Origin of the sequence: Paracrocinitomix mangrovi (assembly GCF_019740355.2) — a bacterium.
GTDB lineage: Bacteria > Bacteroidota > Bacteroidia > Flavobacteriales_D > Crocinitomicaceae > Paracrocinitomix > Paracrocinitomix mangrovi.
In genome coordinates this window covers 1,176,050-1,188,971 of the sequence record NZ_CP091819.1, presented here as the reverse complement: position 1 = coordinate 1,188,971, position 12,922 = coordinate 1,176,050, and the positions used below count along the sequence as shown (strand labels likewise).

Annotated in this window: 12 protein-coding genes; 5 read left to right on the top strand and 7 right to left on the bottom strand. The window is 34.7% G+C overall.

Annotation, left to right across the window (positions count from 1 at the left end):
* The first annotated feature begins 15 nt into the window (after positions 1-15).
* From K6119_RS05360 to K6119_RS05345, 4 genes are read left to right on the top strand one after another with little or no spacing between them, the layout of a single operon-like run.
* Positions 16-1,992, top strand: coding sequence for a Na+/H+ antiporter NhaC family protein (locus K6119_RS05360; RefSeq protein WP_221836200.1), 1,977 nt, complete (start codon positions 16-18; stop codon positions 1,990-1,992).
* A complete protein-coding gene (gene ruvX, locus K6119_RS05355) occupies positions 1,992-2,402 on the top strand; it encodes a Holliday junction resolvase RuvX (protein WP_221836198.1) in 411 nt (136 codons plus the stop codon). The genes K6119_RS05360 and ruvX overlap by 1 nt, the downstream gene beginning before the upstream one ends.
* Before the next feature lie 21 nt (positions 2,403-2,423).
* Entirely contained in the window at positions 2,424-3,647 is a 1,224-nt protein-coding gene (locus K6119_RS05350) for a WG repeat-containing protein (RefSeq protein ID WP_221836189.1), read from the top strand.
* Positions 3,648-3,653: 6 nt separating this feature from the next.
* Entirely contained in the window at positions 3,654-3,995 is a 342-nt protein-coding gene (locus K6119_RS05345) for a monooxygenase family protein (RefSeq protein WP_221836187.1), read from the top strand.
* On the opposite strand, the gene K6119_RS05340 is transcribed toward K6119_RS05345, so the two are convergent.
* The 4 genes from K6119_RS05340 to K6119_RS05325 all read right to left on the bottom strand — a co-directional run bounded on the left by K6119_RS05340 (position 3,992) and on the right by K6119_RS05325 (position 6,517).
* Positions 3,992-4,825, bottom strand: a complete 834-nt coding sequence (locus tag K6119_RS05340) for a CvfB family protein (protein WP_221836176.1) — start codon at positions 4,823-4,825, stop codon at positions 3,992-3,994. The genes K6119_RS05345 and K6119_RS05340 overlap by 4 nt on opposite strands.
* 100 nt (positions 4,826-4,925) lie before the next feature.
* Entirely contained in the window at positions 4,926-5,096 is a 171-nt protein-coding gene (locus K6119_RS05335) for a hypothetical protein (RefSeq protein ID WP_221836173.1), read from the bottom strand.
* Between the two features lie 138 nt (positions 5,097-5,234).
* The gene (locus tag K6119_RS05330) at positions 5,235-6,122 is read right to left on the bottom strand and encodes an RluA family pseudouridine synthase (RefSeq protein WP_221836169.1); all 888 of its coding nucleotides are present in this window, start codon (positions 6,120-6,122) and stop codon (positions 5,235-5,237) included.
* A 2-nt stretch (positions 6,123-6,124) separates the two neighbouring features.
* Positions 6,125-6,517, bottom strand: coding sequence for a tellurite resistance TerB family protein (locus tag K6119_RS05325; RefSeq protein ID WP_221836164.1), 393 nt, complete (start codon positions 6,515-6,517; stop codon positions 6,125-6,127).
* A gap of 206 nt (positions 6,518-6,723) precedes the next feature.
* Here K6119_RS05325 and K6119_RS05320 point away from each other — a divergent pair, with 206 nt between their 5' ends.
* Positions 6,724-8,880: a PP2C family protein-serine/threonine phosphatase gene (locus K6119_RS05320; protein ID WP_221836162.1), complete on the top strand. Its 2,157-nt coding sequence runs from the start codon at positions 6,724-6,726 to the stop codon at positions 8,878-8,880.
* Here the strand turns inward: K6119_RS05320 and K6119_RS05315 are convergent.
* The 3 genes from K6119_RS05315 to K6119_RS05305 all read right to left on the bottom strand — a co-directional run bounded on the left by K6119_RS05315 (position 8,877) and on the right by K6119_RS05305 (position 12,809).
* Positions 8,877-9,596 (bottom strand): D-Ala-D-Ala carboxypeptidase family metallohydrolase, encoded by a 720-nt coding sequence (locus tag K6119_RS05315; protein ID WP_221836159.1) that lies wholly within the window; start codon positions 9,594-9,596, stop codon positions 8,877-8,879. The genes K6119_RS05320 and K6119_RS05315 overlap by 4 nt on opposite strands.
* Before the next feature lie 88 nt (positions 9,597-9,684).
* Positions 9,685-10,221: a hypothetical protein gene (locus tag K6119_RS05310; protein ID WP_221836156.1), complete on the bottom strand. Its 537-nt coding sequence runs from the start codon at positions 10,219-10,221 to the stop codon at positions 9,685-9,687.
* 14 nt (positions 10,222-10,235) lie between these two features.
* Complete coding sequence (locus K6119_RS05305) at positions 10,236-12,809, bottom strand: T9SS type A sorting domain-containing protein (RefSeq protein ID WP_221836149.1); 2,574 nt, start codon at positions 12,807-12,809, stop codon at positions 10,236-10,238.
* Positions 12,810-12,922: the final 113 nt, after the last annotated feature.

Here is a 12,922-nt window from a genome sequence, read left to right as displayed (position 1 = left end):
ACGTAAATTTGAACAATGCTAAAAAGAGCAGTTGTCATATTTACATTCTTAATCCTGAACTTTAGCGGGTTTTCAAGAGATACCTTGTACGTTACAGTTCCTGATATTGCCTTTGATGACATAGGAACAGATGTTACTTTAGACAGAGCTACTTGCGAGCTTCCGGCTTTTTATGTCAGAACTGATGATGAAGGAAAAAGAGACACCGTTGATATTGAAGAATCTGGGTTTACAGCCTATTTCAATAAAGATGGTGATATAAATATTGAGGGATACGAAGTTGTTGTATCAAACAATAAGCCTTCAATGATCCCTCTTTGGATGTCGATTATTCCTCCTTTGTTAGCGATTTTATTGGCACTAATTTTTAAGGAAGTTGTATTCTCATTGGTATCCGGAATTTTTATTGGTGGAGCTATTTTAGGATTTTATGCCGAAGGATTTATTGGGATTTTTACCGGTTTTTTCAAGATCATAGAAACTTATTTAATTGGTGCAATGCACGATACCGGACACCTCTCAGTTATACTGTTCTCAACAATAATTGGTGGTATTGTAGCCCTTATTTCAAAGAATGGTGGAATGCAAGGAATCGTGAATTCTATTGCCCGATTCGCCAACAATGCACGAAATGGACAATTGGCTACCTGGTTTTTAGGAATAGCCATCTTTTTTGATGATTATGCCAATACGTTGGTAGTTGGAAATACCATGCGACCAATTACAGATAAATTAAAAGTATCCAGAGAGAAACTGGCTTACATTGTTGATTCTACTGCTGCACCGGTTTCTGCTATAGCATTTGTAACTACCTGGATTGGGGCTGAGTTAGGATATATCGGTAAAGGATTAGATAACATTAACAGTGATGGGACACAAATTTCAGAAGGTGTATACTCCATCTTCTTGAATAGTTTGGCTTATTCATTTTATCCAATTTTAACATTGTTCTTCATTTTCTACTTGGTTTACAGAAAAAGAGATTTTGGTTCAATGTACAAAGCAGAAAAAAGAGCCAGAGCAGGTGAGACTATTAATCCTGAAGAAAATACCGGAGATTTAACAGAATTGGAAGATGTTGCACCTGTAGAAGGGATTAGATATCGTGCTTTTAATGCAGTGATTCCGGTAGTTATTATAGTATTCGGAACTTTAATTGGACTTGTGATTACAGGTTTTGATTCTTTACAGTCTACAATCTCATCTATTGATGAAAGTGCTGCAGTAGGAAGCTGGAGTGAGATTTGGGGTAATATGCATGTAATTGATCCTTCTATTGATTCTTTTACTAGAAAATTAGGAACTTTAATTGGTGAAGCCGATTCTTATGTTGCATTGCTTTGGGCTTCTTTGGCATCTTTATTTGCTGCCATGATGTTGACTATTGGACAAAAGATTTTGACTTTACAAAAAACAGTGGACACAACTATTGCCGGATTTAAGACAATGGTTCCTGCATTACTTATCTTGGTTTTGGCCTGGGCTTTGGCCATGGTAACAGAAGAAATGCATACAGCAGAATTTTTGTACCGTGTAATGAAAGCAGCTGATATTGCTTATTGGTTGATTCCGGCCTTGACGTTTATTTTAGCAGCTGTTGTAGCCTTTTCAACCGGGTCTTCATGGTCGACAATGGCATTGGTATATCCTTTAATTTTGCCTGCAGCTTGGGTAATAAGTTCGGGTGAGTTAGGTGACGCAGATGCATTGCCAATTTTTTATAATACGGTAAGTGCTGTGCTGGCAGGAGCAGTTTTAGGAGATCATTGTTCGCCGATATCTGATACAACCATTTTATCTTCTTTGGCCAGTGGGTGTAACCATATTGATCACGTTCGAACTCAGATTCCTTATGCCCTTACTGTTGGAGGTGTTTCCGTTGTATTAGGAACACTTTCTACAGCTTTAGGTATGCCACCAATTTTGGCTTTTATTCTGGGAATTGGAGGATTAATTGCAGTTGTAGAATTCTTTGGAAAAAAGGTGGAGTAATGGCTAAGATTATTGCACTTGACTACGGTAAAAAAAGAACTGGAATTGCTGCAACAGACGAATTGCAAATCATAGCTTCAGGCTTAACTACGGTAGATACCAAACAACTTTTTGATTTTTTAAAAGATTACTTGAGTAAAAATCAAGTGGAGAGTATTGTTTTAGGAGAACCAAAAAAGTTAGACGGAACAGATACACACAGCTCTGAAGATGTTAGAAAATTAAAGGATAAGTTAGGCACAACTTTTGGTCTACCTGTGCACATGGTAGATGAGAGGTTTACATCTAAAATGGCCTTTCAAACCATGATTGATTCAGGGTTAAAAAAGAAACAAAGACAAAATAAAGCATTGGTAGATGAGATTAGTGCGACAATTATTTTGCAATCTTACCTTGAAACCAAACGATAAAAGAAAGGTATAATATTTATAATGAGGTATTTATTATTCATAGTATTTGTATTAATACAACTGTCTTTAAAGGCGCAAAAATTTACTCCAAGTGGAGATAAAGTTTCATTTTTTTGTTGTGAAGAAAATACATTAGCGGGCGTACTCACTTTTGATAAAGTATGGGGATATCCAAAATACAAGAAGGGAACAGATACAATCATTTCTATAGAACCAATTGTGTATCCATTACCGGTAGAGAAAGATGGCAAATGGGGAGCAATTGATAAAAAAGGGAATGTAGTGCATGACTTTAATTCAGCTTATCCAACCTTATACACAGATTCAGGAAAAGTAATCCTTAAAAATTTCAGTTATAAAAACTTTGAATGGGATGACACACCTAATAGTTATTTATCTGTTTTAGATTCAACCGGAGCGCAAAAAACAAAGTATATCGTAGAAGATGTGCACAAAGGCTCATTTCTTGCTACTGAAGATAGTTTGAGCTGGGGGATTTTAGGGTCAGACATGAAAACCTTGATGCCTTTTGAATACATTGGTCCTCATCACAAAGGAGAAGAGTTTATTTTTTCCACTTTAGGATATTTAACATGCCGCAAAAATGAAGCTGGTAGTTTATTTGGAGTGGTTAATTACAAAGGAAAAGTTGTAATACCGTTCAAATGGAAATTATTGAATTATGTGATTGAAGATGAAGATCACATTTATGCAATGAATGACTATTTGAAAAGAGGGTATATCAACATACATGGGCAAACTACCTTGGCCTTTAAGTATGAGTCGGTTCCTAAAGTTTTGACAGATTCCAATTTTGTAATGACAGAGGATTATGTTTATTTCTTGGATAGAAATCTACAACAAATAGGTCCTAGATATGATTCATTTGAAAGAAAGGGAGATTTATATTTCTATAAAGTGAAAGGCAAATGGGGAATAATGGATGAAAACTATAAAGTGATTATTCAACCTGTTTACAGTACAATAATGGATGGTCCTAGAATTAAAGGAAATCCTGAGTTCAGATCATACATTGTACTTAAGTATGGTAAGTATGGTTTGATAAAAACAGATGGAACGGAAATCATTAAACCTGCTTATGAGTGCCTTTGTGGCTTCAGTTATTATGCTCCTTCAAATTATTACATTGAATTCAAGAAAGAGGAAGTTTCTTATAAATATGATGAAAACGGTACCCTGATTGAAAAAGGAGGGAAGGGGAGTGATGCCTGTTTCTGTGAATAGTTATCTATGATTATTTCTTTGGGCAAATTCGAGTTAGAGAAAACGTCAAAACTTTTCAGGTTTTTAAGAATGTCTAAACGCATTGAGGAGCAAGCAAAAGCTTCAAAAGGTGTATTAGACGTAAAATTAAGTGGTGGAAGCATTAAAAAGTTCTACGTCATTACTGTTTGGGAAGACATTGATAGTATGAAACAGTTTGCTCATAGCGGCGCCCACATGGAAGCTATAAAACAAGCTAAGGAACTATCTTCTCAAATAAAACTACTTTACTATGAAGGAACTTTGGTTCCTGAATTCAATGAAGTGAAAAAGATCCTGGAATCTGATGAGAATGTAAGAACGTACTAGTTTTTCAACCTAATTCCTTTTTCATCAATTGAAATAAGTCTGTCTTTGTATAATGCTCCTATTGCTTTTTTAAAGACTTTTTTAGAAATACCAAACATGTGTTTAATGGTTTCAGGTGAAGATTTATCATGAGCTTCTATATATCCACCTGCTTTTTGCAATTTTCTTAGGATATCACCTGCCACACCAGTGATGTGCTCATAGCCCGAAGGTTGAAGTGCAACATCAATCTTATCGTCTTCTCTTAATTTTTTAATAAATCCTTTCAGATGCTCTCCCGGTTGTAATACCTGAAAGATTTCGTTCTCATAAATCAATCCTGTATGCAAATTGTTGATGATAACATTTACGCCTAAATCAGTTTTGTTCATCACAATTAGATCAACTTCCTGGCCTTCTTCGTAATCTACGGGAACATTATTTAAGTATCTATTAACCTTTGAAGATGCTACAATTCTATCTGTCTCTTCGTCCAAATAAACATAAACAAGATAATATTGTCCTTCTCGCATTTCCTCTCTTTGTTCGTTGAAAGGAACCAATAAATCTTTCATTAATCCCCAATCCAAAAAAGCACCAACTTTTGTAAGCTGAACTGCTTTTAAGTAAGCGAACTGGTCTACTTCAGCCAAAGGCTCTTCTGTTGTAGCAATTAATCTGTCTTCAGAATCAACATAAATAAATACATCAATAAAGTGATCTACTTCTGTTCCTTCTTCTACATATCTTTTAGGTAACAAGATCTCTCCATCTTCACCTCCATCAAGATAAAGTCCAAAGTCTACCTCTTTAACAACCTTAAGTGTATTTATTTTTCCTATTTCTACCACTTGCCGAAAGTACTATTTTGATTTGTAATCTGCCTGATTTTAGACAAAAAAAATCCCGGCTGCCGTAAGCTCACCGGGATAAAACTAATTAAGAATTAAATTATGAAATTAACTGTGCTTTAGGATATAATTCCATCCATTTTTTTAGCTGTTCTTGCGTCTTCAAAGTGATAGTAGTTTTACTATCCAACTGCAATTTGAACTTTGGCTTAGAGTTTTTTATTTCATTAATTATTTTCTCTACTTTTTCATTTGACTTTTTACGTGCCATGATCATTCATTTTGCTTATACAAACTTAACATTTATGTAGACGTTTTAATGTGACTTAAATTACATATTTTCAGAATTTTAGATAAAAGTATGTTTAAACAAGATTAAACTAGATATTATGTCTATGTAGAATTAGTCTTAATTATACTTCAACCAACGATTTTTTTCAGATTCCATTCTTTTGCCAAATTTTTTAGGAATTTCACATGAAATTGAGATCAAATTTTGTGTAATTGGGTGTGTAAATTTTAAGTCCGTTGCACACAGAAAAAGGCCTTTGTTTTTTAGCTGTAATTCTTTTGGACTATACAATGGATCTCCAAGAATTGCATGCCCCATTTCACTAAGGTGAATGCGTAATTGATGTTTTCTTCCTGTTTGAGGATTGAGTTTCACCAAACTTAAATTTGAAGATCTGACACTAGGTACAGTTTTGAGTGTTTCAAATGCAGTTTTAGCTGATTTTCCATCAATGTCTGAATCTATTAATCCAGAAGCTTCTGGTTTGCCTAAAACAACTGCGTGATATGTTTTACCAATATTACCTGATTCAAATTCTTTTCCGAGTTGAATTCTGGCAGTTTTTGATTTTGCAACGATTAATAATCCTGATGTTTGCTGATCAAGTCGGTGTACTACTAATGGCCATGGCAAAGCATCTGAAGCATTAGATTTTTCAAGGTTATAAAGAAGAGCATTAGTAACTGTTTTAAAGGCATTTCCACTGCTTAATAAACCTGCAGGCTTAAAAATAACAGCAAGATATTGGTCTTCAAAAAGTACCCTTAGCTTAAGGTGATATGGTTTTGGAGGAGTAACTTCTAAATCAATTAGTTCAATTAATTCTCCACCTTTTAACCACCAACCGGTTTGTGTATTTTCTCCATTGAGTTTAATTTCCCCTTTATCAATGGCCTTTTTGACGCTTTTTCTACTGGGTAATTGATCAAACAGCCCGTTTACGTAATCGTAAATTCTAATTGGATCTACTAATTCAGGAACTTGGTGTTGAGCAATTAGCTTCAAAATTAATTCATGTTTTTAGTGAAAATGCGAATCAATTCATCAGGTGGAATAACATTGTTTGGATAATCATGCATTCGATTTAAAACCTCTTTAATTGCATCTTCATCCAACCCAAGTTTGATTCCGGATAATTTGATCATTTGCAATTCATTTGGACTTATTTCCCCGTCAACATTCATCAATAAAACCAATCTATGAAATTGAATTATTCGTTCAATATGTGAAGTTGGGGGATTAAAAGGAGCCGGTTTTTCAAATAATGCCAGGATTTCATCATCTGATAATCCTATCATGTTGCCCATGGTTTTAATTAATCCTGATTCCATTTCATCCACATATCCGTCAACTTTTGATAATTCTATTAATTGAGAGATAAGGCTTTTCTTTTCGTCCATTTGGTGAGATTTCTGGGTTTACACAAATATACTATTTATCATTTTAGGGCTAAAATTGTCAGTTTGAATGCCATCTAAATCATTTAATTCAAGTCATTGCACTATTTATCTAAAATAATTTGTATTTTTTCACTATTGAGCCTCAAGTAATTAGATTTTGAAATTGGATTGCTTGAATTTATGAGTCAATCTCCCATGATTATTTAATGAAGTACACATTACTGTTATTGGCAATGTTTGGCCTGGCTTTTAACTGTATGGCTCAGGAAAAAGATTCACTCGCTTCTAAGTTCGAGTCTATTGTTTATTTCATTGATTATCCTGCCATAACATCAAAAGCTAAATGCGATTCAATAATTAGAACAAGCAGAAGTAATTGGGCCGGATATACTGATGAAGAGAGTGATTATTTTGCTTCATTAATCGAAGAGAAATCAAAAAAAGTTAAGAACAAGGAATCAAAATATTTCTGGCTGAATTTATTGGCAGGTTTTCAATCTGTAAGACAAAATGTGGGTGGTGCTAACATGGTTTATTTAGAGTGTCTGGATATAGCAACGCAAATTGGAGATTACAAGAAAAAGGATGTGGTTTACATGGCCTTAAGTAACTTGTATTATGAAAACGGCCTATATGACCTGGTTATAGAAACTTGTAAAAACAGAATTGGAAATGGTGAAGAAAGTAGTGATTCCAGCCTTCTGATCCAATCATATAAGTTTGCGGGCTGGTTTTACACCAATATTGGACAACAAGAGGAATTCAGAAATTATCAGGATTCGGCAGTTTTTTACAATAAAATAGTTTATGAAAATGCCCCCGAAGGAGATAATTCAGTTTTTGGCGAAGCAGCAATCATTTACAGTTTTTCACTGGCTCGTTCGGGTAAAAGAGAAGAAGCTTTAATCCTTACAAAACATTGTGCTAATGAGGTGTTTTCAGAGAATCCGAATTACAAAGCAAGATTTTTAGAACAGGTCGTTTTAAATTATAGTGCTCTTGAAGAAAGAGATAGTGCCTTATTTTATTTAGATGAAATGATAAAGCATTCAAACGGTTTAAAGCCAATTGAAGGTGCTCAAAAATTCCAATTGCCGGATGGTCAATTAACTACTATTACCAATCAGCCTTATGCCTTGTTGACTTATCAAAAACTGGGAATGGATCAAAAAAGTGTTGACCTAATCGAGTATATCAGAAGCATAGATTCTTTGAATATCCATTCATACTACGATCTGATGTTTGATAAAATGGCTGCTGATGCTTATTTAAATCTTGGATTATACAAAAAGGCTTCAGAAACCTATAATAACTACATTGAAAAGAAAGAAAAGGCTCATAAAGAAGAAATTTCAAGTCTTAGAGATGCCGGAGTTGGGTATGCAAATGCACAAATCAACATGGAGCAGAAAAGAGCAAAAGAAATTGAAAATCAACAAAGATTATTAGCAGAGCAAGAAGCGCAGAACAAACGAAATATTATCATCTTTTTTAGTGTTGGGTCATTTGGATTGATACTGTTTTTAGCCTTAATGATTAAGCGATTTAAAGATTCTCAAAAGCAAAAACAAATCATTGAAATTCAAAAACAGGAAGTTGAAAAGCACCGAAATAAAATAATAGACTCAATTAGGTATGCCAAACATATTCAAAACTCTATTCTACCGAATGACAATAACATTAAAGAACATTTACCTGGTTTCTCCAAATTCTATTTACCAAAAGACATTGTAAGTGGAGATTTTTATTGGTTTTATCATGAGAATAATATTTCTTATTTGGTTTTGTCTGATTGTACCGGACATGGAGTGCCCGGCGCTTTTATGAGTTTGATTGGATTCAATCTTTTAAAAGATATTATAGTTGAACAAAAAGAATCTCAACTTTCAAAAGTGCTGGAGAAAATGGATGAAGGCGTAATTCAATTCTTGAAACAACACAACGAACATGCTTCTGATGACGGGATGGATATGTCAATTGTAAGAATTGACCATATAAAAAATGAACTCACTTTTAGCAGTGCTAACCAAAGTCTGTATGTTAAAAAGGGAGAAATAGTTGAGCTAAAAAGTGTTTTCAGATCAATAGGTGGATATGTGAAAAAGCGATCTAGACTTCCTCATTTTAATGAAGAAAAGATAAGTTTAGAAGGAGTGGAAGCAATATTTATGAGTTCAGATGGTTTTGAAGATCAATTTGGAGGAGAGCACAACGAAAAGTTGGGCAAAACCAGATTCGTTGAAATATTAGCCAAAGTTGATAATCCATCTTCTAAAACAATTGAAAATGCATTTGCAGAATGGAAGGGGGATAACCCTCAGTTGGACGATATTACTGTACTAAGCCTATTTTTCAAAAGTTAATACGAATCCCATCTGGCAGCATAGCCTCTTGAATCAATATGAATAGTTTGTGTTCCCGGATATTTTCCAATCCCTCCTCTTGAACCGATAAGTGGTTCCAAAATATCTAAACAAATGGCTTTATCTTCCTGATCCCAATGACCACTTTTGTCTATGTCTCTTATCACCAGGTCTATCGCTTTGCCATTAATGTGTTGACTTTTACTTGCTCCACCACGCACTTTGTTACACAATGGATGTCTATGACTTTCTCTTACTTCAAATCCATATTTATCATAGCCTTTTTCTTCCAGTTTTTCTATAAACTCTAAAAGCATGTACAATACATCTTTGTCATACAACCAGTATATTTTAGTATTCGCGTCTAGATTATCTCTATTACCAATTTTGTATTTGTCAGGAGCGATAAAATCATTGATGCGATATTTTCCCACTATGATTTTGTAAACATCTCTTCCTCTGATGACTTTGTATTTCTTGTTGCGGAGTTGCTTTTCAAATTTTCTATCGGGATCTGAAAAATTTAGATAGTCATCATCCAAATCAGCATAGGTAATTTCATCCAATGAATTAAGTACACTGTCAATACCTTTTTTTGTTAAAATTTCGTGTTGCCCTGTTGCTTCGTCGTAAGTTTGAATTTCTCTTTTTTCTTTATCTGCACAGGCGGTGGCTAAAAGCAAAACACTTAACAAGAAAATAAATTGGGTTTTCATGATTTGGGTTTTTGGTTGTCGTAAATATAAACCCGCCACATGTAATGTATTACAAATTGCCTTTAATAGTCTAGAGAATTAAGAATATTTATGAATTGACAACAGGGTCTGTGCAAACAGGTAAAACCTTGATCTTTAAATCAAGATGTTCTTCAGCATATTTTATAAAGAAATAGTAGTTCTTGAGAATGCTCCTATCTAAAACATCTTTTGACCAGTAATAAACCAAAACAAATTTCACATCTTTCTCTATCATGAAGGATATGCTCTTATCGGCATACTTAAAGTGCTTTACTTTTTGTTCCCAGGATTCGACAGCAATGGTGTCATTTACTCCATAACCCTGACGAATAATTTTTCTGCCAATATTTTGTTTGTGAGATGTATTCTCAATGGCATTTTCAAAATCTTCTTGATCAGAAGAAAGACAACCTAAATATGTAAGTGAGTCCTTATCACTTAGATTATAGACAAAACCTCTTGGAAATAATATCACGTTCTCATCTGTGTAAACTACAGATTCTTTAGTTAATCCAAGTTTTTTTAGGCACTTATCAAATTTCATTTGCCCATAGGCAAATCCTACATAAGTAAAGATGAGTATGAGTAAAGCTTTGGGTTTCACAAGAGTTAAGATACTTATTTTCTAATAACAAGTTTGTCTTTTCTCATGATTCCATTTTGATCCATGCTCACCAAAACATAGGTGCCACTTGAAAGGTGACTTAAGTTAATTGGATTAATTCCTGGGAGCAAAGCTAGGTTTGCAAGCTGCTTACCGTTGAGGTCAAATACTTTTAGCAATGCACCATTTTCTGAATTGATATTGAATTGACCGTTATTTGGATTCGGATAAATTTTATTGATGTCATAAGTAGCCATCTCCTCCGTTCCTGTTACATCTGCCATGTAAAAATCCCAAATACCACGTCCCCAGGTAGCAAATCTCACAATGTCTTGCGAAGCAATGTATTCACAGCTAATGTAATATTGAATAGGAGCTACATCACCACTTAAATCAAACCATTCTTCTTGATTCATATCATATACATACGGCCCGGCATCTGTTGCTGCAAATAAAAAGTTCTCTTCAGGATCCATGCACAGCTCATAGCAAGTTGCATTTGGTAAGTCACCATTGTTCAATGGGACAAAAGTTTGCCCACTGTCTATAGACATGTAAACACATGATGAAAAATAGTTGGTCCCTCCTAAAAACACCAATCCATGAGTTAATCTGGATGCATAAATATCTGAACTGTAAATCCAATCATTTCCCGGTCCACCAGCTTCTGTAGTTTGTGTCCAACTTGAACCGGCATCCTCTGAATGGAAGAATTTTCCATTTTCAGTGGAAACATACCACTGAGATGGATTTAAAGGTGTCGTTTCCACTGCTGAAATAGGTTTGCCGGGTTGACCTGAAGCAGCAATAAAATCAAAATTGTATTGAGTTGGAACTGCAGTAGAACCGATATTTTGAAGTTTAATCAAGTATGATCCAGAACCTCCGTTTATGTTTCCTCCACCTACTAAAATGTAGTCATCTGAAGCATTTGGAGCCGAAGCAGTGGGCACAATCCAACCGGCATTAGGTAAATCAGATCCATCAACCTGATACCAATAATCTGCTCCATTATCTAAAATGGCATTTCCATAATAAGAGAAATCAGCTCCGGGATATTGGGTCCAGATAGCTTGACCATTGTTTGAAAATTGCTGTTGACCGTAATCTCCTGAAATGATTTGCTCAAATTGAACTTTTCCAGGAATTGATGCTAAACCTGTTCTTTGAAATCCTTGATCTTGAGTTCCGCCTAAAATAAATGCACTGTTAACCGGACTGGTTGCAACATCATAAAACTGTCCTACATTCAAGTCTACCATTCCTATGTTTTCAGTAGTAGAGAGATTGTCATAAGAAATACTCAATCCTCCGTGATTAGGAATCAAAGTAAACTCTGTTCCAGTACTTGTTTTGTACGATTGAATATGCATAATATCTGCATGAATGTAATTCACCGGATCTCCATAATACTCCCACCAATCATTTACTTTATTAAAGTTATTTCCTCCATTTATTGATCTGTAAAGTTCAACTTCACCAAAGTAAACAGCATCCGGATTATCAATACTGGTTCCAATTCCAACTTCCCACGACGGAACCGGAAGGTCTGCCAATTGATTAAAGGAAAATCCACCATCATTTGATTTATAAAGGATATGTTGATCCATTAAAACATACATGATTGTATCTGTAACAGAAGTAGTAATTTCTAGTTGACATTGTGCTCCCCCTTGCAAAGCTAAAGCATCTGCAATTTGAAATAAGCTGTCATCCTGAAAAACCCAAACATCATCATCATTATCCAAGATATAAGCGGTATTTGAGTTATAAATACTTGCCATTGAAGCAAAGTTTGGACTACTAGAGTTGAAAATATGTTCTATTATAAATGACTGCCCATGATCCTTTGAATAAGCCAATTTATTTTGATTGTTTCCGGCAACTGATTTGTAAGTGTACAGGAATACGATTGTACTATCAGCATCATTTAATTCAATTAAGTCAATTGAAGATCCATCCCAAGTACTCCCAATAAATCCTGTTGCAGCTGTCCAAGTTGAACCTTCGTCATCAGAATAATAAACACCATTTCCAATAGCTGCTAAAATCCTTAAGGTACCATCTTGCAACCTAATACATTCAAGCACATCTGTTCCCAACAAATAATGATCATTCAAGGATTCCCAAGCTCCACCGTTGATATCTCCTTTGAATAAAATACCACCATCACCTATTGCATAGATGGCATTTGTTTGCTCGTCAAAAGTGGTTATGCGCACATTTCCTGCTTGATTGGTTGATCCTCTCTCAAACCATTCTCCTGCAAGAGATCCATTGGCGTAACTACTTACTGCTTTTAATCCTTTTCTTTCAATTCTCGCTTGAATTTTTTGTCTGAAAATTTCTTCATTGATGGCTCTCCAGTTTGTTTCTGCTCCACCATGGATAATATCCCAATATTGCTCTTTCTGTTCTTCATACTCTTTTTCATTGGCCATTTTTTCATTGACCTGGGTAGGAATAGGAATGCGTTTTTGGGTTGAATTTTTAGTATTCAAAGACTCAAAACTGTTTTCAGATTGAGTTAAAATGGTGATTGTAATAGCGGTAGTAGCAACTATACCAAATCCTAATAATCTTTTCATCTTGACAAAATAGTGATGCAAAATACGAAAATTGAAAATTAAGCGTTAGCCTAATTGCTTTCAGGATTGAAGTCCTGACTGAATTAATTACATTTGTGCGATAATTACAAAAC